Origin of the sequence: Microbacterium sp. Ru50 (genome assembly GCF_002920555.1) — a bacterium.
Classification (GTDB): domain Bacteria; phylum Actinomycetota; class Actinomycetes; order Actinomycetales; family Microbacteriaceae; genus Microbacterium; species Microbacterium arborescens.
The window spans coordinates 330,741-352,266 of the sequence record NZ_PQSV01000001.1 but is presented as its reverse complement, the minus strand read 5'-3'; the positions used below and the strand labels follow the sequence as shown (position 1 = coordinate 352,266).

20 protein-coding genes and 1 tRNA gene are annotated in these 21,526 nt (G+C 69.1%); 17 read left to right on the top strand and 4 right to left on the bottom strand.

All coding sequences use genetic code 11. The features are described from left to right. The first annotated feature begins 16 nt into the window (after positions 1 to 16). From rpmA to C3481_RS01520, 9 genes are all read left to right on the top strand, one after another. Complete coding sequence (rpmA, locus tag C3481_RS01560) at positions 17 to 274, top strand: 50S ribosomal protein L27 (RefSeq protein WP_023950785.1); 258 nt, start codon at positions 17 to 19, stop codon at positions 272 to 274. A 73-nt stretch (positions 275 to 347) separates the two neighbouring features. Continuing rightward, the gene (obgE, locus tag C3481_RS01555; RefSeq protein ID WP_088379945.1) at positions 348 to 1,859 is read left to right on the top strand and encodes a GTPase ObgE; all 1,512 of its coding nucleotides are present in this window, start codon (positions 348 to 350) and stop codon (positions 1,857 to 1,859) included. Next, positions 1,856 to 2,680: a glutamate 5-kinase gene (gene proB, locus C3481_RS01550; protein WP_071918115.1), complete on the top strand. Its 825-nt coding sequence runs from the start codon at positions 1,856 to 1,858 to the stop codon at positions 2,678 to 2,680. Before obgE ends, proB begins: the two co-directional genes overlap by 4 nt. 37 nt (positions 2,681 to 2,717) lie before the next feature. Continuing rightward, a complete protein-coding gene (locus C3481_RS01545) occupies positions 2,718 to 3,980 on the top strand; it encodes a glutamate-5-semialdehyde dehydrogenase (protein WP_103840521.1) in 1,263 nt (420 codons plus the stop codon). Between the two features lie 47 nt (positions 3,981 to 4,027). Continuing rightward, complete coding sequence (locus C3481_RS01540; RefSeq protein WP_023950781.1) at positions 4,028 to 4,255, top strand: hypothetical protein; 228 nt, start codon at positions 4,028 to 4,030, stop codon at positions 4,253 to 4,255. Positions 4,256 to 4,265: 10 nt separating this feature from the next. Further along, on the top strand, positions 4,266 to 4,862 hold the full coding sequence (gene nadD / locus C3481_RS01535) for a nicotinate-nucleotide adenylyltransferase (RefSeq protein ID WP_023950780.1): 597 nt from the start codon (positions 4,266 to 4,268) through the stop codon (positions 4,860 to 4,862). Next, entirely contained in the window at positions 4,859 to 6,043 is a 1,185-nt protein-coding gene (locus C3481_RS01530; protein ID WP_103840519.1) for a hypothetical protein, read from the top strand. The genes nadD and C3481_RS01530 overlap by 4 nt, the downstream gene beginning before the upstream one ends. Continuing rightward, a complete protein-coding gene (gene rsfS / locus C3481_RS01525; protein WP_023950777.1) occupies positions 6,040 to 6,429 on the top strand; it encodes a ribosome silencing factor in 390 nt (129 codons plus the stop codon). Before C3481_RS01530 ends, rsfS begins: the two co-directional genes overlap by 4 nt. A gap of 27 nt (positions 6,430 to 6,456) precedes the next feature. Beyond that, positions 6,457 to 6,529: transfer RNA gene (locus C3481_RS01520), tRNA-Ala, on the top strand. 354 nt (positions 6,530 to 6,883) lie between these two features. On the opposite strand, the gene C3481_RS01515 is transcribed toward C3481_RS01520, so the two are convergent. From C3481_RS01515 to C3481_RS01500, 4 genes are read right to left on the bottom strand one after another with little or no spacing between them, the layout of a single operon-like run. Then, a complete protein-coding gene (locus C3481_RS01515; RefSeq protein WP_258038994.1) occupies positions 6,884 to 7,807 on the bottom strand; it encodes a 3-methyladenine DNA glycosylase in 924 nt (307 codons plus the stop codon). A gap of 37 nt (positions 7,808 to 7,844) precedes the next feature. Then, positions 7,845 to 8,552: an SOS response-associated peptidase gene (locus tag C3481_RS01510; RefSeq protein WP_103840517.1), complete on the bottom strand. Its 708-nt coding sequence runs from the start codon at positions 8,550 to 8,552 to the stop codon at positions 7,845 to 7,847. A 44-nt stretch (positions 8,553 to 8,596) separates the two neighbouring features. Then, a complete protein-coding gene (locus C3481_RS01505) occupies positions 8,597 to 9,631 on the bottom strand; it encodes an App1 family protein (protein ID WP_071918110.1) in 1,035 nt (344 codons plus the stop codon). A 4-nt stretch (positions 9,632 to 9,635) separates the two neighbouring features. Further along, positions 9,636 to 10,316: a DedA family protein gene (locus C3481_RS01500; RefSeq protein ID WP_036304580.1), complete on the bottom strand. Its 681-nt coding sequence runs from the start codon at positions 10,314 to 10,316 to the stop codon at positions 9,636 to 9,638. A 42-nt stretch (positions 10,317 to 10,358) separates the two neighbouring features. Between C3481_RS01500 and C3481_RS01495 the strand changes: the two genes are divergently transcribed. From C3481_RS01495 to C3481_RS01460, 8 genes are all read left to right on the top strand, one after another. Next, positions 10,359 to 11,699 (top strand): anthranilate synthase component I family protein, encoded by a 1,341-nt coding sequence (locus C3481_RS01495; RefSeq protein ID WP_103841956.1) that lies wholly within the window; start codon positions 10,359 to 10,361, stop codon positions 11,697 to 11,699. A gap of 51 nt (positions 11,700 to 11,750) precedes the next feature. After that, positions 11,751 to 14,333 (top strand): leucine--tRNA ligase, encoded by a 2,583-nt coding sequence (leuS, locus tag C3481_RS01490; RefSeq protein WP_103840515.1) that lies wholly within the window; start codon positions 11,751 to 11,753, stop codon positions 14,331 to 14,333. 73 nt (positions 14,334 to 14,406) lie between these two features. Further along, positions 14,407 to 14,835 (top strand): thioredoxin family protein, encoded by a 429-nt coding sequence (locus C3481_RS01485; RefSeq protein ID WP_036304871.1) that lies wholly within the window; start codon positions 14,407 to 14,409, stop codon positions 14,833 to 14,835. 1 nt (position 14,836) lies between these two features. Continuing rightward, a complete protein-coding gene (locus C3481_RS01480; protein WP_023950764.1) occupies positions 14,837 to 15,352 on the top strand; it encodes a DUF4395 domain-containing protein in 516 nt (171 codons plus the stop codon). Between the two features lie 205 nt (positions 15,353 to 15,557). Then, on the top strand, positions 15,558 to 16,931 hold the full coding sequence (locus C3481_RS01475) for a glutamate decarboxylase (RefSeq protein WP_071918107.1): 1,374 nt from the start codon (positions 15,558 to 15,560) through the stop codon (positions 16,929 to 16,931). A gap of 11 nt (positions 16,932 to 16,942) precedes the next feature. After that, positions 16,943 to 18,502, top strand: a complete 1,560-nt coding sequence (locus tag C3481_RS01470; RefSeq protein ID WP_083990658.1) for an amino acid permease — start codon at positions 16,943 to 16,945, stop codon at positions 18,500 to 18,502. A 68-nt stretch (positions 18,503 to 18,570) separates the two neighbouring features. Beyond that, entirely contained in the window at positions 18,571 to 19,188 is a 618-nt protein-coding gene (locus C3481_RS01465) for a ComEA family DNA-binding protein (RefSeq protein WP_071918106.1), read from the top strand. Continuing rightward, positions 19,185 to 21,512: a ComEC/Rec2 family competence protein gene (locus C3481_RS01460; protein WP_258038993.1), complete on the top strand. Its 2,328-nt coding sequence runs from the start codon at positions 19,185 to 19,187 to the stop codon at positions 21,510 to 21,512. The genes C3481_RS01465 and C3481_RS01460 overlap by 4 nt, the downstream gene beginning before the upstream one ends. Positions 21,513 to 21,526: the final 14 nt, after the last annotated feature.

Here is a 21,526-nt window from a genome sequence, read left to right as displayed (position 1 = left end):
CCAGGGAGACGCAGAGATGGCACACAAAAAGGGCGCAAGCTCCACCCGTAACGGTCGTGACTCCAACGCACAGCGCCTCGGCGTGAAGCGCTTCGGCGGCCAGGCCGTCAACGCCGGCGAGATCCTCGTCCGCCAGCGCGGCACGCACTTCCACCCCGGCGCCAACGTCGGCCGTGGCGGCGACGACACCCTGTTCGCACTTGCGGCCGGTGCCGTCGAGTTCGGCACGAAGGGTGGCCGCAAGGTCGTCAACATCGTGGCGGCAGCCGAGTAATTCGGACCAGACCACTTCGCGGCGAGGGGCGGGCTTCGGCTCGCCCCTCGCCCTGTTTTCCAGGAGGCACCGCATGGTGACGTTCGTCGACCGGGTCACGCTGCATCTGCGTGCCGGCAAGGGCGGCAACGGCTGCGTGTCGGTGCGCCGTGAGAAGTTCAAGCCGCTCGCCGGCCCCGACGGGGGAAATGGCGGTGACGGCGGAGACGTCGTCCTCGTCGCCGACCCCCAGGTGACGACCCTGCTGTCGTATCACCACTCGCCGCACCGCTCGGGTGGCAACGGCGGATTCGGCATGGGCGACAACCGTTCGGGCGCGGCGGGGGAGCACCTCGAGCTCCCGGTGCCGGTCGGCACGGTCGTGAAGACGCCCGAGGGCGAGACGCTCGTCGACATGGTCACCCCGGGGATGCGGTTCGTCGTGGCTCCCGGCGGCCAGGGCGGACTCGGCAACGCGGCGCTGGCCTCTCCGAAGCGCAAGGCTCCCGGTTTCGCGCTCCTGGGCACCCCCGGCTGGGAGGGCGACGTTCAGCTCGAGCTGAAGACCGTCGCCGACATCGCGCTCGTCGGATTCCCGTCGGCGGGCAAGTCGAGCCTCATCGCCGCGATGTCCGCCGCGCGCCCCAAGATCGCCGACTACCCGTTCACGACGCTGCACCCGAACCTCGGCGTCGTGCAGGCCGGCGACATCCGCTACACGATCGCGGACGTGCCCGGCCTCATCGAGGGTGCGAGCGAAGGCCGAGGGCTCGGGCTCGAGTTCCTCCGTCACGTCGAGCGCTGCTCGGCCCTCGTCCACGTGCTCGACTGCGCCACGCTGGAGCCCGGACGCGACCCGATCACCGATCTCGACGTGATCCTCGCCGAGCTCGGCGCCTACCCGGTGCCCGAGGGGCAGATTCCGCTGCTTCAGCGCCCGCAGCTGATCGCGCTGAACAAGACCGACGTCCCCGAGGCACGCGACCTGGCGGACCTCGTCCGTCCGGATCTCGAAGCGCGCGGCTACCGCGTGTTCGAGATCTCCACCGTGAGCCGGCAGGGCCTGCGCGAGCTCTCGTTCGCCATGGCGGAGCTCGTCGCCGAGCACCGCGTTGCGGCAGCGGCCGAGGTGCCCGCCGAGCGGATCGTCATCCGCCCCAAGGGCGCCGAGCGCGACTTCACCGTCCGCGTCGAAGGCGGGACGTACGGCAACGTCTACCGCATCCTGGGTGCGAAGCCGGTTCGGTGGGTCCAGCAGACCGACTTCCAGAACGAGGAGGCCGTGGGCTTCCTCGCGGATCGTCTCGACAAGCTCGGTATCGAAGACGAACTGTTCCGCCTCGGTGCCACCCCGGGGTCGACGGTGGTCATCGGCGAGGGCGACGGGATCGTCTTCGACTGGCACCCGTCACTCTCGTCTGCCGCCGAACTGATGTCCGCTCCGCGCGGTACCGACCCGCGCCTCGATCTGAACCCGCGCCGGACCTCCAATCAGCGCCGCGAGCGCTATCACGAGCGTATGGATGCGAAGGCGGAGGCCCGTGCCGAGCTCGAGGCGGAGCGCCGCGCGGAGAAGTCGCGAGGTGCCGACGAGGACGACGCATGAGCCTGCTCTCGCGCGCCGAGCTCAACGGTGCGCGACGTGTGGTCGTGAAAGTGGGCTCGTCGTCCATCAGCGGTGAGAACGCGGGCAAGATCGACTCGCTCGTGGACGCCCTTGCGCAGGCGCACGCTCGGGGCACCGAAGTGGTGCTCGTGTCGTCGGGAGCGATCGCGACCGGTATGCCGTATCTGCGCCTCGACGAGCGACCGACCGACCTGGCGACCCAGCAGGCCGCCGCCGCGGTCGGCCAGAACGTCCTCGTCTACCGCTATCAGGACGCGCTGCGGCAGTACGGCATCGTCGCCGGTCAGGTTCTGCTGACAGCCGGCGACTTCGACGATCCGACGCACCGCTCGAATGCACGGCGCGCGATGGAGCGGCTGCTCGGACTGCGGATCCTGCCGATCGTGAACGAGAACGACACCGTAGCCACGCACGAGATCCGCTTCGGCGACAACGATCGGCTCGCCGCGCTCGTGTCGCGCCTCATCGGTGCCGATGCCCTCGTGCTCCTGAGCGACATCGCGTGCCTCTACACCCGGCCCCCGAGCGAACCGGGCGCACGCCCCATCGAGAAGGTCGCGTTCGACGACGACCTGAGCGCATACGAGTTCGGGGCGACGGTCGTCAACAGCGTCGGCACCGGCGGCGCGGCCACGAAGGCCTCGGCGGCGCGGTTGGCTGCCGAAGGCGGCGTAGCCGCGCTCGTGACGAGCATCGACCTCGCGAGCGACGTGCTCGCCGGGGCCGATGTCGGCACGTGGTTCGAAGCGAATCCGGCGCCGGTTCTCCCGCAGGGCACCGGAGCCATCGGCGTCGCCTGAGACGGGTTCGCCACCGTCCCGTCGCTAGACTGACGGGATGACCACCGCCGTCGCTACCGACGTCTCCGAGCGCCTCCGCGCCGCCAAGCGCGCGAGCCGATCGATCGGCCTCCTCGACGATGCCGCCAAGACGGCCCTCCTCGACGGTATCGCCGACGCGCTGGTCGCCGACACCGCGCGCATCGTCGCGGCCAACCGCGATGACCTCGAGCGCGGGGATGCGGCGGGTATCTCTGCGGGCCTGCGCGACCGGCTCCTCCTCGACGACGGGCGCATAGGCGCGCTCGCGAGCGCGGTCCGCGATGTGGCGCGGCTTCCCGACCCCGTCGGCCGTGTGCTCGACGAGCGGGAACTGCCCGGAGGCGTGCGGCTGCAGAAGGTCTCGGTGCCCTTCGGCGTGGTCGCCTCGATCTACGAGGCGCGGCCCAACGTCACGGTCGACATCACGGCCCTGGCGCTCCGTTCCGGAAACGCCGTGGCGCTTCGCGGAGGATCGGCCGCGCAGTCGACGAACGGCGCCCTCATCGCGTCGATGCGGAATGCGCTCGATCGTGCCGGAGTAGACGCCGACGGCATCCAGACCGTCGATGATTTCGGCCGCGACGGCGCTCGGTTCCTCATGCGCGCGCGAGGCTTGGTCGATGTGCTCGTTCCCCGCGGCAGCGCTCAGCTCATCGAGACCGTCGTGACGGAGTCGACGGTTCCCGTCATCGAGACGGGCGCGGGCGTCGTGCACATCGTGCTCGACGAGTCCGCGCCGCTCGACTGGGCTCGCGACATCGTCGTGAACGCGAAGGCGCAACGACCGAGCGTCTGCAACGCCGTGGAGACCGTGCTCGTCGTGCGTTCGGCAGCCGACCGCCTCATCCCGCCGGTGTCCGAGGCGCTCGTCGAAGCCGGCGTCACCATCCACGGCGACGACGCGGTGCGTCGACTGGTGCCAGAGGCCGTCGAGGCGACCGAGGACGACTGGGCGACCGAGCACATGAGCCTCGACCTCTCGATGCGGGTGGTCGACGACCTCGACGAAGCCCTCGAGCACATCCGCCGCTATTCGACGATGCATACCGAGGCGATCGTGACGGCCGACGACGCTCATGCCGAACGCTTCCTCGCCGAGGTGGACGCCGCGGTCGTCATGGCCAACGCCTCGACGCGATTCACCGACGGCGGCGAGTTCGGCTTCGGCGCCGAGGTCGGCATCTCGACCCAGAAACTGCACGCCCGCGGTCCGATGGGACTTCCCGAGCTGACCAGCACGAAGTGGCTCGCGCGCGGCGCCGGGCAGACACGCGCCTGACCACCTAAACTTGATATGCGCCGCCGCGCGAAACGAACGGAGCCCCGATGACCCTCGCCACGATCACCGCATTCGCCGCCGAGCAGACCGAGCACCACGGCAATGTGCAGGCGGAGACGATGATCTTCGGCGTCATCGCCCTGGTCATCTTCCTCGCCCTCGGTCTCGTGACGCTGTCGTACCGCAACGTCGCGAACCGCCACGCCGGTAAGGCGGAGGCCTACGCCGCGGCCCACGGCAACCAACTGACGCAGTCGGAGAACGGCCACCACTGAGGCTGCTCCGATGACGGGAACGCGTGCGCCGCGTATCGGCGTGATGGGCGGCACGTTCGACCCGATTCATCATGGGCACCTCGTGGCCGCGAGCGAGGTCGCGCAGTCGTTCGACCTCGACGAGGTCGTCTTCGTGCCGACCGGCACGCCGTGGCAGAAGTCGTTCGTGTCACCGGGGGAGCACCGGTACCTCATGACGGTGATCGCGACGGCGTCGAACCCGATGTTCACCGTGAGTCGCGTCGACATCGACCGCGACGGCCCGACGTACACGATCGACACACTGCGTGATCTCAAGGCCCAACGTCCCGAGGCGGACTTCTTCTTCATCACCGGGGCTGACGCCATCGCGCAGATTCTCAGCTGGAGGAACCATGATGAACTGTGGGAGCTCGCCCACTTCGTCGCGGTCTCGCGTCCCGGCCACACGCTTTCGAGTGCCGGACTGCCCAGCGATGACGTGAGCCTGCTCGAGATCCCCGCCCTGGCCATCTCGTCGACCGACTGCCGGGCACGAGTCGGACGCGGACATCCGGTGTGGTACCTCGTTCCAGACGGGGTCGTCCAATACATTGCGAAGCATCATCTCTATCGGAGCAAGGCATGAGCGACAAAGAGCAACAGCCACCGACTCCGCAGCTGACGCGCCGGCAACTGCGTGAGCTGCGCAACACGGCTTCCAATCCGATCATCGTCGACCCTGACGCCACCGACGACGCGTCGGCGACCGGAGCGGAGCCGACGCCCGCCCCAGCGCCGCTTCCGCGTGCTGCGGAGCCGGTGGAGGTTCCACCGGCTCCGGTGCCGCAGGCCTCGGTCGATCTCGGATCGCCCGCGCTGACCCGCCGTCAGGCTCGACTGCAGGAGAAGATCCGCACGGCTTCGATCCCGGTCGTGACCTCCACCGGCGAGCACGCGGCCGTCGTCGCCGAACCCGACGCGGATGCGCCCGGTCAGAGCGCCCCCCACGATGCGGCTCGTGCGATCGAGCCCGACGCCTCCGACGAGGCCGTCCAGTCGGATCGCGAGCACGACGCTCCTGAGGCCGAGGGTGCCGACGGCACGGATGCCGAGACGACGGCGGCCCCGCCGAACGTCATCGCCTCCGAGTTCGAGCCCACCGACTCCGACGCCGTCGATTCCGAGACCATCGCCGAGGATCACGTCGCCGAGGATCACGTCGCCGAGGACCACGTCGCGGAAGACGACATCGTCGCGAACGATGAGAGCGCGAACGATGAGAGCGCGGACGACGAGAGCGCGGACGAAACGGAGCCCGAGCGTCACGTCGTCTCGAACGACCTCGGCGCTGATCTGCTCGCGGGGGAGTCCGCGGCAACGGATGTGCCCGCATCGTTCGATCAGCTGCTCTCGCGCAGTGCCGCCGCGACGGGCGCCTTCACGACGCCGAACGCGTTGATCCTCGCGGAGAACCCGGACGGCGGGCCGTTGGTGGCACCGGTCACCGCGACCGGCGAGGTCCTGATCACCGGGACGTTCACCCTGCCCGAGAACTTCGGTTCGACCGGCGTCGTGCCGGGTGTTGCGGACGGAAAGGAGGTCGATGCGGTCCTCGTGGACGGCGAGCTGCCGGCCTCATCGTCTCCGACGCCCATCGCCGCGAGCGCGGCCATTTCGACCATCAAGAGCGCGGAGGACGTCATCCGTCCGCCGGCGCCGGAGAAGGGCAGCCGTTGGACGGTCGCCCTCGCTATCACCGCGGGGGCGCTCGCTCTCGCTCTGGCGGGCGTTCTGCTCGTCTCGCTTTTCACAGGAGTCTTCGGATGAGTTCACAAGCAGTCATCGACATGGTCGCCGTCGCGGCGGCGGCCGCGGAATCGAAGGGCGGCGAAGATCTCGTCGCCCTTGACGTGTCGCAGCCCCTCCCGCTCGTCGACGCCTTCCTGCTCGTCAGCGGCAACAGCGAGCGCAACGTCGCCGCGATCGCCGACGCGGTCGAGGAGAGCATGCTCGAAGCCGGGCACAAGCGCCTGCGTCGTGAGGGACGTACGGAGTCGCGCTGGGTGCTGCTCGACTTCGGCGACCTCGTCGTGCATGTGTTCCACGAGCAGGAGCGCGTCTACTACGGGCTTGAGCGCCTGTGGAAGGACTGCCCGGTGATCCCCATCGAGGCCACCGTGGTCACGAGCACCCCCGGAGATGTTGTAAGCTAAATGAGTTCCCGCGAGAGCGGAAACCACGGGCCTGTGGCGCAGCTGGTAGCGCACCTGCATGGCATGCAGGGGGTCAGGGGTTCGAGTCCCCTCAGGTCCACCGATAAATATGAAATGCCCCGCCTCCGGCGGGGTTTTTTCGTGTGCGTCGTCGTCCGCATCACAGCTTCCTCATGCGCGCCGCGGATCATTTGTATCCGTTCATCGAATTCACCGGAATCACCGCGGCAGACGATGACGTTCTCAGCCGCCTCTCACTGTTGCAGCTCCGAGAACATCACCTCGGGAAACGGGGCGTGGTACACGATCCCCCGCGCCGGGAACACATACGACTGCATCCTCGAATCGGGGAACAACAGCAATGCGGTGACCGTGCTGCACCGATAAGACCCTCAGGAATGCGCAGAGCGTCGTGGTAATCGGCGTCGACGGTGTTCACGGCCCGACCGCACGGTCACACATCACGTGGTGGGGCCGCGGATCGATCTGCACGCGCGGCTCGCCGCTCGGGCTCTGATCCGACGACATCGAGCACCGCGGCGCGCAACGCCTGGCCGCGGGCGCTCAGCAGCCGCTGCTGGCGCACATACTCGGCCTTTCCGTCGGCCGTCTCGATCGCAACGGGGGAGTAGCCCCAGTCACGCAGGTCGTAGGGCGAGGCGCGCATATCGAGTTCTCGGATGTCGCGAGCCAGGACGAATGCGTCGAGGAGCAGATGCCCCGGAACGAGGGGGCCGAGCTTCAGCATCCACTTGTAGACGTCCATGCCGGCGTGCAGGCATCCCGGTTGCTCGCGTCCGGGCGCCCCTTCTCGGTCGAGCGGTTCGCGGTTGCGCGGCACCGCCTCGGGGGTGAAGAAGCGGAAAGCGTCGAAGTGCGTGCAGCGTAGGTCGTGGGCCTCGACAACGGCATCCGTTCTCGCCGCGCCGAGCCGGAGCGGGATCTCGTGCCGCGTGGCGTCGGCGCGGTAGACCATCGCCCATTCGTGCAGGCCGAAGCACCCGAAAGCAGCCGGGCGATCGCGCGTCGCACGGAGGATGCCCGTCACGCCGCGGTAGAGCGATGCGCGCTCGGTCCGGAACTGCTCGTCGGCCACGCGCGCGTGGGCGTCGCCGACCGTCTCGTACCAGCGCCAGCTGCCACGCTCCTTCGCAGCGCCCTCGAGCACAACGTGCGGGCCCGGGTGCCAGCGCCGGAGGATGGCCGGCTTGTAGGAGTAATACGTGAACAGGAAGTCCTCGACCGGATGCTTCTCAGCGCGCGAAGCGCGCCGCCGGTGGGCCTCGGTCAGTGCCTCAGCGCGCTCCGCATGCGCATCGGACAGCGCGCGCCAGACCTCCGGCGCGAGCTGAACGGGTTCGAAGGGGCGGAGCGTCACCTCTCGAGGATAGACACCGGTGCGCTGGGAGACCGCGTCATGCCGGCTCGATGAGCGATGGATCGTCGTTGCGCACGTTGCCCACAGCAGACCCGACGGAGAACCAGGTGAGCGTGTCGACGACGGACGGCGCCGCGTCCGCCACCGCGTCGAGCAGATCGGCCGGGTACTCGGTGGTGGGATCGAGCCACACGTCGGCGTACTCGGCGTCGATCATCAGCGGCATCCGGTCGTGGATCTCCGCCAGACCGCCGACCGCGGAGCGGGTCAGGATGGTGAAGGTCAGCAACCAGCGGCCGGGATCGTCGGCGGGACGCGACGGATCCTTCCACCACTCGTAGAGCCCGGCGAAGAAGAGCGGCTCCCCGTTCTCGGGCCGGATGAAGTGAGGCGTCTTGTCCCCGGTGGCGCCTTGCCACTCGTAGTAGCCCGAGGCCGGGATGACGGCACGGCGCGAGACCAGCGCATCACGGAACGTCGGCTTCTCAGCTGCTTCTTCGGACCGCGCGTTGAACGCCCGTGCGCCCACCGACGGATCCTTGGCCCATGCGGGCACGAGGCCCCACCGTGCCGACGCCAGTCGACGCGTCGGCGGCTCGGTCTTGGCCGAGTCGAGCACGATCGTCGCCTGGGCCGTGGGCGCGATGTTGAACGAGGGAGAGGGCAGATCGTCGGGAACGATTTCGGCGTGCAGAACGCTCGCGAGCTCGGAACCGACGCGGGCTACGACGAAACGACCGCACATATCTCCAGCGTAGGGCGCGCGTGCGACATCCGTCCGCACCGCCCTCAGTCGCGCTCGATGACGCCGACATCGGCGAGCCGGTCCAGGAGCGCCGCTCCATCCGACCCGGTGACCCAGGGCACCTGTGCCGCGGAGTGATCGTTGACCGCGGTGCGGCCACCCGCGAGGACGGCCTCAGCGGGCGACAGCCGCCGGATCGCGACCGCGCGCACCCGGTCGGGGTTCTCGCTGGCGAAGGCCGTGTACAGCGCGTCGTCGTGCTGACCGTCATCGCCGACGAGGAGCCAGCGGACGTTGGGGAACTCCTTCGCGAGGCGCCGCAGATTCTCGGCCTTGTGATCGCGTCCGCTGCGGAACCAGCGGTCGTGTGTCGGTCCCCAATCGGTCAGGAGCATCGGACCCGACGGGAAGACGTGCCTTCTGAGGAACCGCATGAGGGTCGGCGCGACGTTCCAGGCTCCCGTCGAGAGATAGATGACGGGGCTACCGGGACGGTCACGCGTGAGGCGCTCGAGCATGACGGCCATCCCGGGAACCGGCTGACGCGCGTGCTCGTCGAGGACGAAGGAGTTCCATGCCGCCACGAACGGACGCGGCAGAGCGGTCACCATGACGGTGTCGTCGATATCGGAGATGATGCCGAAGTCGGTGTCGCCGGCGATCACGAAGACCCGTGTCTCGATGACCTCGCTGCCCTCGACGGTCATCGTGATCGTCTGCCAGCCGGGTTCGAGCGTCCCGGGCAGCTCGACGTCGATGACGCCACCGCGGTCCGCCACGATCGCGTGCGTCGTGCCGGCGACGGTCACCTCGACCTGCGCGAACGCCACCGGCACCGACGCGAAGCTGCGCCAGCCACGGACCGACGCGTACTCCCCGCCCTTCGTAGGGCTTTTCTGGGGTGCGATCAGCACGCGCCCGAGGACGCGGACCCACCCGTCACCGCCGTAGCCCGGGTATGCGGCGACGGTCGGTCGTTGACCGCGCGCGCGGGCGCGTCGTTCGCGCCACGAGTGGAAGCGGCGCTCGAGGCGCGCCAACCACAGGATCTTCTTCCGTGGTGCGGGTGAGGAAGCCATCGCTTCAGTCTTTCACGTCCCCGTCCGCGAGTCGGGTCTTCTCCTCCTCGAGCCGCAGATGGCGCGCCTCCCGCCGGGTGATCAGACGCTTCACGAGGTACGCGAGAACCAGGAACACGACGATGACGGCGACGAAGAGGTATCCGGCGTACTGGATGTTGTCCGAGACGGCGCGATAGGTCTTCGCCGCCGCGGCGACGACGCCCACGTAGAGCGAGGTCCAGATGACGCAGGCCGGGGCCGTCCACGCGATGAAGCGGCGATACGAGAAGCCGCTCATGCCGACCGTCAGCGGCACGAGCGAGTGCAGGACGGGCAGGAACCGCGAGAGGAAGATCGCGGGCCCGCCACGGCGGCGCAGATACAGCTCCGAACGCACCCAGTTGTCCTCGCCGATGCGGCGGCCGAGCCGAGAGAAGCGGATGCGGGGGCCGAGCCAGCGCCCGAGCGCGAACCCGATCGACTCTCCTGCGAGCGAGCCGGCGACGACCGCCGCGCCGAGGATGAAGCCCTCGCCGACACTCCCGACCGCGGTCGCGGCCACGATCACCACGGTGTCGCCGGGCACCACCAGGCCGATGAGCACGCTGGTCTCGAGCATGATCGCGATTCCCGCCACAACCGTGCGCAGCACCGGGTCGATGCTCTGCACAGTGTTCAGAATCCAGTCGAGGATCTCGTTCACGCTCCGAGCCTAGGGGCGCGACCTAAGACATAACCTGTGATCGTGCCCGAGACGACCAGCTTCCGCTGCCTCGACGGGTGGATCGATCCCGCCGACCTCATCGGCACGGTGCCCGGCGAGCACGTCTTCTGGCTCGACGCCGGTGTCGACGCTGATTCGGGATGGAGTTGGCTCGGTTCCGGCGAGCCGGCCGACGCTCCCGACCCGATCGTGGACGGGTCGTCGACGTGTGCGAGGAGCGGCGGGGAGCGCGTCGGGCCCTTCGGCGGCGGCTGGGTCGGCTGGACGGGCTACGACGCTGCGGCCGCACGAGCGGGAGCGCCGGCGCAGCGCGATGCCGAGGAACCCGACGCGCTCTGGCTGCGGGTGGATCGGTTCGTGGCGTTCGACCACGCGGAGCGGCGCGTGTGGGTGGCGGCACCGGCGGACGCAGTGGCGGACTTCGCCGCAGAGGTCGACCGCTGGCGTACGGCCGCTGCCGCTGCCGCTGCCGGCGTCGGCGAGCCATCGGCGCTCCCTCGTCGCCTCGTCGCCGCGGCTCGCGTCGGGCCCGAACGCTACGCCGCACTCGTCGAGGACTGCCGCAGCGCGATCCGCCGGGGCGACGCGTACCAGCTCTGTCTCACGACCCGGTTCACGGTGCGGGACGAGCGCCCGATCGATGCGCTCGGGGTGTTCCGGAGGCTCCGGGGCGCGTCGTCGTCGCATCACGGCGCGCTGATCCGATCGGGGGAGCGGGCGCTGATCAGCGCGAGCCCGGAGCGATTCCTCGGGCTCGCCGATGGAACCGTCCTGACGAGCCCGATCAAAGGCACCCGGGGTCGCGGCGGCGATGCGGCATCCGATGCCCGGCTCGTCCGGGATCTCCTGACGAGCCCGAAGGAGCGCGCGGAGAACGTCATGATCGTCGACCTCATGCGCAACGACCTCCAGCGCGTGAGCGAGCCCGGCTCCGTCGTGGTCGAGCGGCTGCTCGAGGTCGAGACCTATCCGACCGTGCACCAGCTGGTCAGCAGCGTGTCGGGATCGATCCGACCGGGCACGCGACTGTCGGAGGTCCTCGCCGCGACGTTCCCGGCCGGGAGCATGACCGGCGCGCCGAAGCTCTCGGCGATGACGATCCTCCATGCTCTCGAGCGCGCCCCGCGCGGGACGTACGCGGGGTGCTTCGGTTGGGTCGGCCACGACGGCGATGCGGATCTGGCGATGATCATCCGGTCGATCATCGTCGACGCCGTCACCGCCTACGTCGGGGCGGGCGGTGGCATCACATGGGGATCCGAGCCTGACGCCGAGGTCGACGAGGTGGCGCTGAAGGCGCAGGCACCGCTCGCCGCGCTCGGCGCCGACCTGCCGCCCCGGTGGCGGGAGCGGGTCCGGTAGCCTGGAAGCGGTGCTCTCGCGCCTTTTTCGCATTCCCAGATTGGTTCACCCGTGACCGACAGCTCCACTGATCGCGCCAACACGCCCGATTCCGCCGCATTCGACGCCCACGCCGTTCAGGCGAAGTGGCAGCGCGCCTGGGCAGACGCCGATCCCTTCCGTGCCGGCGGCGATGACGACAAGCGTCCCCGCAAGTACGTCCTGGCGATGTTCCCGTACCCCTCGGGCGACCTCCACATGGGGCACGCCGAGAACTACCTCTACTCCGACATCGTGGCCCGCTTCTGGCGGCACCGCGGCTACAACGTGCTGCATCCCATCGGCTGGGACAGCTTCGGTCTGCCCGCTGAGAACGCCGCCATCAAGCGCGGCGCCGACCCCCGAGCGTGGACGTACGACAACATCGCCCAGCAGAAGCAGAGCCTGCACGAGTACGGCGTCTCGTTCGACTGGAGCCGCGTGCTTCACACGAGCGACCCCGAGTACTACACCTGGAACCAGTGGCTCTTCCAGAAGCTCTATGAGAAGGGGCTGGCTTACCGCAAGGAGAGCCCGGTCAACTGGTGCCCGAACGACCAGACGGTGCTCGCCAACGAGCAGGTCGTCGACGGGCACTGCGAGCGCTGCGGTGCCGAGGTGATCAAGAAGAAGCTCACACAGTGGTACTTCAAGATCACCGAATATGCCGACCGCCTGCTCGACGACCTGAACCAGCTCGAGGGCTTCTGGCCGCAGAAGGTCATCCAGATGCAGCGCAACTGGATCGGTCGATCGGTCGGCGCCGACATCGACTTCGAGATCGAGGGCCGTGACGAGAAGGTCACCGTCTTCTCGACCAGGCCGGACACGCTGCACGGTGCGACCTTCATGGTCGTCGCACCCGACTCCGACCTCGCGGCGGAGCTCGCGGCCGGTTCTTCCGACGAGGTGCAGCAGCGCTTCCGCGAGTACCTGCAGACCGTCCAGAAGACGAGCGAGATCGACCGGCAGACCGCGGACCGTCCGAAGACCGGCGTCTTCCTCGACCGGTTCGCCGTCAACCCCATCAACGGTGAGCGGCTGCCGATCTGGGCTGCCGACTATGTGCTCGCCGACTACGGTCACGGTGCGGTCATGGCCGTCCCGGCGCACGATCAGCGCGACCTCGACTTCGCGCGAGCGTTCGACCTGCCCGTCCGGGTCGTCGTCGACACGACGGCCCCCGTGACGGGTGCGATGCCCGTCATCGAGCTCGACGACGAGGGTGTGCCCGTCGACTCCGCCCCCGCGATCGATGACCTCGACCCTGCCCGCACCGGCGTCGCCCTCACGGGTGACGGACGCATGATCAACTCGGGTGCACTGGACGGCCTGAGCAAGCGCAACGCGATCGGGCGCGCCATCGAGCAGCTGACCGCGAGCGGAACCGGCCGTGCGGCCAAGACCTACCGCCTGCGGGACTGGCTGATCTCGCGTCAGCGCTTCTGGGGTACGCCGATCCCGATGATCCACACCGAGGACGGCCGGATCGTTCCGGTGCCCGCCGAAGAGCTTCCGGTTCGCCTCCCGTCCGTGGCTGGCCTCGATCTCACGCCGAAGGGCGCGTCGCCGCTCGGTGCCGCGACCGACTGGGTCACCACGACCGACCCGGAGACGGGGGATCCCGCGCGCCGCGACCCGGACACGATGGACACCTTCGTCGACAGCTCGTGGTATTTCCTGCGATTCCTGTCGCCGAACGACGCCGGCCAGCCTTTCGCGCCTCGCGAGGCCGACAAATGGGGCCCGGTCGACTTCTACATCGGCGGCGTCGAGCACGCGATCCTGCACCTGCTCTACGCGCGGTTCATCACCAAGGCCCTGTTCGACATGGGCCAGGTGGAGTTCACCGAGCCGTTCTCGAGCCTCATCAACCAGGGCATGGTCATCCTCGACGGCGCGAAGATGTCGAAGAGCAAGGGCAACCTCGTGCTCTTCCAGGAGGAGCTCGAGCAGCACGGCGCGGACGTCCTGCGTGTGGCCCTCGCGTTCGCGGGTCCGGTCGAGGACGACAAGGACTGGGCGGATGTCTCCACGACGGGCGCGGCGAAGTTCCTCGCCCGTGCGCTGCGGGTCGCCGCGGACGTGGACAGCGAGATCGACGTCGTCTGGGCCGAGGGGGATGCCGCGCTGCGTCGGGTCACGCACCGCCTGTGGGCAGACGCCCCGGGGCTCGTCGAGCAGACGAAGTTCAACGTCGTCGTCGCGCGGCTCATGGAGCTCGTGAACGCCACCCGCAAGGTCATCGACAGCGGCGCCGGCGCGAGCGACCCGGCAGTTCGCGAAGCGGCCGAGGCGGTCGCCGTCATCCTCGATCTGTTCGCTCCGCACACAGCGGAGGAGATGTGGGAGACCCTCGGGCACGAGCCCTTCGTCGGCCTCGCCGTCTGGCGCCAGCCCGACCCGACGCTTCTCGTCGAGGAGTCCGTCACCGCGGTCGTCCAGATCGACGGAAAGGTCCGGGGCACGCTCAACGTGTCGGCGAAGATCTCCTCGGATGAGCTGGAGTCACTCGCCCGCACCGACGAGAAGGTGGTCCGCGCCCTGAACGGCCGCGAGATCGCCCGAGCCGTGGTTCGCGCTCCCAAGGTGGTCAGCTTCACGACCGCTCGCTGACGACGGCGGGGGGAGTCGTCACGGGGTGACACACTTCCCCCGCCGCCGTCACCCGCGGACTACCGTGGCGATCGTGCAGCCGCTTCCCGCCGTCGTCCTGACCATCGTGCTCGTCGCGTTCGTCGCAGCGATCGGCATGATCGCCCGGCGCTCGCGCGGTCGTACGCACGACGTCGCAGACGGTGAGCTCCTGACTCCCTCGATGGTCGGCACGCCGGCCTTCGGCCAGTCCGCGACCCTGCTGCAGTTCAGCACCGAGCTGTGCTCTCGGTGCCCCGCGGCGCGGCGCGTGCTGACGTCGCTCGCGGGGGACCACGACGGCGTCCGACACGTCGAGGTGGACCTGACGCATCGTCCCGACCTCACTCGCCGGTTCGACGTCATGCAGACACCCACGGTGCTCGTGCTCGACGGCACCGGGAGGGTGCGTCAGCGCACGGGTGGAGTCCCGGATCGGTCCGCGCTCGAGACCGAGCTCACCCGTCTGCTGCAGGAGGCGTGAGATGACCGCGATCGAACGTCTCGACGTCCGTGCGCCACGCTTCGCGGCATCCATCACGGCCGTCCTGCTGCTCGCGGCTTTCCTCGCATCGCTGCTCGGAATCGCGACGGCGCCGACGGGTGCCGAGTGGCGCCTCGGAGCCGCGCCACTCGCCGATCGGGTCGTCGATGGGGGCTTCCTGCTCGTGCTCCTCGCGGCGCTCCTGTTCCTGTGGGGCGTCGTGTCACCGCGGACCGCGCCCTGGGCGGTGCTCTTCCGCCGCGTCGTGCGGCCGCGCCTGTCACCCCCGCGAGAGTTCGAGGACGCGCGTCCGCCGCGCTTCGCGCAGGGTGTGGGCCTCACGGTGACCGCGGCAGGGCTGCTGCTGCATCTCGCAGGCGTTCCGTGGGCATTGCCCATCGCGGCTGCGCTGGCGTTCGCAGCCGCATTCCTGAATGCCGCGTTCGGCTTCTGCCTCGGCTGCCAGATGTATCTGCTACTGCAGCGGGCGGGTCTTCTCGGGCGTGCGCGGGCGTAGCCCGCTCTGACCGTACCTCCTCCGATTTCTGCGCCTGATCCGGTTTCTGAACTCCAGGTTCGGGGTCGATTCGCAGTGTCGTCGACCCCCCTTGTGACGCCTGGAGGCCCGTCCTAACTTGGGTGGCATTCACAGGGGCGGCTTCGGCCGCGGGGACACGGTCGACCCCTCGCCGCCTCTATTCGGCGTGCAATGAGGAGACGAAATGAACGACGAAACGATCAGCCCCGCAGCCCCTCTGTTCACCAGGCCCACGGAGGCGAAGGGTGCGCCGCGGCACGTGATTCCCCAAAACGAATCGCTTCCCGCGACCGCGAAGCAGATCGTCGAGGATGAAACGATCCTCGACGGAAATGCGCGTCTGAACCTCGCCACGTTCGTGAGCACGTGGATGGATGACGAGGCGAAGGACGTCTACACCTCGTCTTTCGATAAGAACATGATCGACAAGGATGAGTACCCGCAGACCGCGGCCATCGAGGACAATTGCTGGCGGATGCTCGCCAATCTGTGGAACTCGCCGGATGCCGGGCACAGCATCGGCACCTCGACCATCGGCTCTTCGGAGGCGTGCATGCTCGGCGGGCTCGCGTTCAAGCGCCGCTGGCAGCAGCTCCGCCGGGCGCAGGGCAAGGACGCGTCCACTCCGAACCTTGTCATGTCGAGCGCCGTGCAGGTGTGCTGGGAGAAGTTCTGCAACTACTTCGACGTCGAGCCCCGGTTCGTTCCGATCACGGAGGAGCACAAGACGCTCGACGGCCACGACCTGGAGAAATACGTCGACGAGAACACGATTGGCGTCGTCGCGATCATGGGCGTGACGTACACCGGGATGTACGAGCCCGTCGCGCAGATCGCTGCTGCGCTCGACGCGATCCAGGAACACACCGGTCTCGACATCCCTATTCACGTCGACGGCGCATCGGGCGGGATGATCGCCCCCTTCCTGCAGCCCGACCTGGTCTGGGACTTCCGGCTGGAGCGGGTGCACTCGATCAGCACCTCGGGCCACAAGTACGGCCTGGTGTATCCGGGCCTCGGCTGGGTCGTGTGGCGCGAAGCGCGGTGGCTGCCCCAAGACCTCGTCTTCCAGGTGAGCTATCTCGGTGGCGAGATGCCGACGTTCGCGCTGAACTTCTCGCGGCCGGGCGCTCAGGTGCTGCTCCAGTACTACCTGTTCCTCCGGCTCGGCTTCGAGGGATACCGTGCCGTTCAACAGGAGTCGCAGGACGTCGCGAAGTATCTCGCCGCCGGGATCGGCGCGCTCGCTGCGTTCGAGCTGTGGAACGACGGAAGCGACATCCCGGTGTTCGCGTGGCGCTTGAAGAAGGGACACACCGACAACTGGACGCTGTACGACCTGCAGGATCGACTGCGGATGCGCGGCTGGCTGGTGCCGGCCTATCCGATGCCGGACGATCTCACCGACATCACGGTGCAGCGCATCGTCGTGCGCAATGGGTTGAGCATGGACCTCGCTCAGTCGCTGCTGGCCGACATCCAGCGTGAGGTGGCGTACCTCGACGGCCTGCAGTCGCCCATGCCCACGGCCGCCGCGAATTCGGCGTTCCACCACTGAGGCGCGTCGTCATGTCCACGTCTCAGCCATCCTCCCGTACGACGCCGAACCATCCCCTCGCGCCTCGGTCGAGCGTCACGACCTACCTCGGTGTCGGCCAACTCGCGCTGCTGACGCTCGTGGTCGTCGCCAGTCTTCGCTCGCTGCCGGCGATGGCGGTCTTCGGCCTCGGCAGCGTGACCCTGTACATCCTCCCGGCGATCTTCTTCCTGATTCCGACAGCACTGGTCGCGGCAGAGCTCGCAACGGGCTGGAAAGGCGGCATCTACGTCTGGATCCGTGAAGCGATGGGCAACCGCTGGGGCTTCACCGCCGTCTGGCTCCAATGGATCCAGAACGTCGTGTGGTACCCCACGCAGCTGGCGTTCATCGCGGCCGCGCTCGCGTTCGTCTTCCTCGATCCGTCACTGTCGAGCTCGGGCTTCTTCACGGCAGTGGTGATCCTCGTGCTGTACTGGGGCTCGACGCTGGTGACGCTCCGCGGCGGGAATCTCTTCGCAAAACTGGGCTCCTGGGGCGGCATCCTCGGCACGCTGCTCCCGGCGGCCATCCTCATCGTCTTCGGAGCGATCTGGGTCTTCGGCGGCGAGAAGAGCCAGGTGCCGCTCACGCCCGACGCGGTGATCCCGCCGTTCACCGGCATCGCATCGATCGTGCTGATCGTGTCGAACTTCCTCGCCTATGCCGGCATGGAGGTCAACGCGGTCCACGTGAATCAGATGAAAGACCCCGGCCGCGGCTTCCCGCGTTCGATCCTCATCTCGTCGATCCTGATCCTGCTGGTGTTCATCCTGCCGACCCTCGCCATCTCGGTTGCGGTGCCGCAGGAGGAGCTCGGGCTGACGAATGGCATCATGCTCGCGTTCCAGGAGTACTTCCAGCACTGGGGCGTGGGGCAGTGGGCGACGGCCGCGATGTCGGCGCTCATCGCGGCGGGCGCGCTCGCCTCGGTGATCACCTGGATCGCGGGCCCGTCCAAGGGCGTGCTCGCAGCAGCGGAGACCGGGCTGCTCCCGCCGCTGCTGCAGAAGAAGAACAAGGCCGGCGTGCAGTCGGGCATCCTCATGCTGCAGGGCACGATCGTCACGATCCTGGCGGCGATCTTCATCATCGTTCCCAACGTGAGCGCGGCATTCGTGGCACTGATCGACATGGCCGCGGCGCTCTACCTGATCATGTACATGATGATGTTCGCCGCTGCGCTCGTGCTCCGACGGACGCAGCCGGGCGTGAAGCGCACGTATCGGGTACCGGCCATGGGGCTGGTCGCCGGTGTCGGGTTCCTCGCGAGCCTCGCCGCGTTCGTGTTCTCGTTCATCCCGCCGTCGGGGTTCAGCGCCTTCTCTCCGGCGCTGTATCCCTGGATCGTCGGGCTGGTGATCATCGTCCTCGGGGCTCCGCCGCTCATCTTCTACGCCGTGCGCAAGCCGTCGTGGGACATGCGCACCGCGGAGGACAAGAGCGTTCCGGTCACCCATGAGGCGGATCCACCCGCCGGAGTGGATTCGGGATCTGTGCCGACAAGTCGACGGCGCCCGGACGAGTCGCCGGGCTCTCCCCATACGGGGTGACGCGCAGGTTGTTCCGCAGCGGCGACGGGGAAGGGAACGGTCGGGAGCATCCCGCCTAGCCTGACGGCGTGACTGCTCCCGACCCCGCTCCGGCCCGGCGCCGCTGGAGCGTCGGGGCGCTGATCGTCCTCGTCCTCGCAGCGGCGGCGGTCACCGTCGCGATCGGCATGATCCGCTCTCTCTCGGCGCCGGCGTCGGTGGTGACCCCGGCGGCCGTGAGCCCGACGGTCGAGGCTCACGGCGACACCGGCACCGCCGCCGTCTACGTCCACGTCCACGGCGCCGTCGTGAGCCCCGGGTTGTATCGCCTCGAAGCCGACGCGCGCGTGATCGACGCCGTCGCCGCGGCGGGCGGTTTCAGCGACACCGCTGATCCGGCTGGAGTGAACCTCGCGCGCACCGTCACCGACGGCGAGCAGCTCTTCGTCCCCGAGCCCGGTCAAGCGCCGCCCGAATCGGCAGACGGTGGGTCGTCCGGCGGGGCCGGTGCAGACGGCCTCGTCGATCTCAATACCGCGGATGCCGCTGCGCTCGACACCCTCCCACGGGTCGGCCCTGCGCTGGCCGAGAGGATCATCGCCTGGCGCGAAGAGAACGGGCGATTCACGAGCGTCGAAGACCTGCTGGCGGTGTCGGGGATCGGCGAGAAGATGCTCGAGTCACTGCGGGACCGGGTGCGCGTGTGAGCGGCCGCATCCGCCATCGCGACCTCCGCTTGCTGCCCGTCGCGGTCGGTGTCTGGGTCGCCGCACTCGTGACGACGAACGATCCCGACGTCGCGGGAATCCTGGCGGCCGCGCTCTGGACGGCCGCGACGGGGATGCTGGCGGTGACGATCCTCCGTCGCCGGTTCTGCGACGACTCACGCCCACGGCGGACCGGCATCGCCATCGCCACCGTCACGCTCGCCTTCGCGGCGGCTGCCGTGTCGCACACCGCGATGAGCGTGCCCGACCGAGATCGGGTCCTCGCGTTGCCCCTCACCGGCGGGCGGGTGGTGGCGATCGAGGCCGATGTCACGGGAAAGATCGAGAGCTCTGCGACGGGCTGGCGTTTCGATGCCGTGGCTACCAGCGTCCGCGCCGGCGGCGACGTCACCGCGACCCGGGTGCCAGTGGTCGTCCGCACAGCCGAGCGTTCCGTCGGTCTCGATCTGGGTGCCACCGTCTTGCTCACCGGCTCCGCCGCGCCCGCCCGGTCGGGGGAGCGGGCGGTCCTCATCATCACGGCGAGCGATCCGCCGGAGGTCGTCGCGCAGCCGCGGGGTCCTCTCGCACTGGCCTCCACGCTCCGGACGGCGCTGCTCACACAGGCTTCTTCGCTGCCGCAGCCGGGCGCGGGCCTCGTCGCAGGCCTCGCGGTCGGAGACACGGCCGGGGTCACTGCCGAGCTCGATGCGCAGATGAAGACGGCGTCGCTTTCGCATCTGACCGCGGTCTCCGGGGCGAACTGCGCGCTCGTCGTCGGAATAGCGTTCCTCGGCGCCGGGATGCTGGGGCTGCGCCGTCCGTGGCGCGTCACGATCGGGCTCGCGGCGCTCTCGGGCTTCGTGATCCTCGTCTCACCAGAGCCGAGCGTCGTGCGGGCGGCCGCCATGGCCGCTATAGCGATGCTCGCAGCGTTGCTCGGGCGCGCTGGTGCGGGGGCGTCCGTTCTGTGCCTCGCGATCGTCATCTGCCTGATCGCCGATCCCTGGCTCGCAGGCAGCATCGGGTTCGCGCTGTCGTCGGCCGCGACCGCAGCGTTGATCCTGTTCGCCGGCCCCGTGAGCGACTCGCTACGACGTTTCATGCCGCGCCCCCTCGCGCTCGCCATCGCCGTACCCGCCGCCGCGCAGCTCGCGTGCACTCCGATCCTGGTGATGATCGATCCGCGACTACCGGTGTACGCCGTGCTCGCCAACGCGTTGACCGCGCCCGCGGCACCGCTGGCGACCATCGCCGGGCTCGCGGCGTGCCTGAGCGTCGGGGCGCCGCTGTTGGCGAGCGGCCTGACCGCGATCGCCTGGGTCCCGTGCGCCTGGATCGCAGCCACCGCACAGGCGGTCGACGCCGTCCCCGGCAACTCGATCGCCTGGGTCCCCGACGCGCCGGGTGTCGTGCTCGCGGCGGCCCTCTGCACCGCCCTGCTGCTGGCTGTGCTTCCCGGCACCCCTCGCCGGGTTCGTCGCGCCTCGACGGCGCTCGTCGCTCTCGCCGTGGGCGGGGTGGTCGGCTCGGGCCTCGTGACGGGACCGCTCGAGCGGGCGCGAACCCCCGATGACTGGGCGATCGCTGTCTGCGACGTGGGCCAGGGTGACGGGGTTCTCCTGCGCTCGAGCGACGCTGTCGCGCTCGTCGACACCGGCCCCGACCCCGAGGCACTCGGTGCGTGTCTGAACCGGTTCGGGGTCAGCCGCATCGATCTCCTCGTTCTCACCCACTTCGACCTCGACCACGTCGGCGGCACCGACGCGGTCATCGGGCGCGTCGGCACCGTCCTCCACGGCCCGGTCACGGACTCGCAGGAGGATCAGCTGCTCGCGCGACTCGCCGCAGCCGGAGCGTCGGTCCGCACGGGTTCCGCCGGCATGGCGGGGGCGCTGGGCGGCGCGGACTGGGAAGTACTGTGGCCGCGCAGGAGCGCGAGCGGGTTCGCGCCCGGCAACGATTCGAGCGTCGTGATCGATGTCCGCGGCGGCGGGATTCCTGCCGTCCTGCTTCTCGGCGATCTCTCGGAGACGCCCCAGCTGACCCTCGGCGCCGCGCTGCGGTCGACATACGACGTCGTCAAGGTGTCGCACCATGGCAGCGCAGACCAAGCCGAGTCGCTGTACCGCCGGCTCGGCGCACATGTCGCGCTGATCGGGGTGGGGAAGAATTCCTACGGCCATCCGCGCGAAGAGACCATCGCCCTCCTGCGCTCGCTCGGGCACGAGATTGTCCGCACCGACGAAACCGGAGCAGCAGCACTCACCATGACCGATGGCGGCATCCGGGTGTGGCGCCAGCGCGTCCCGCCACCGGGATGAAACGCGGATTCCGT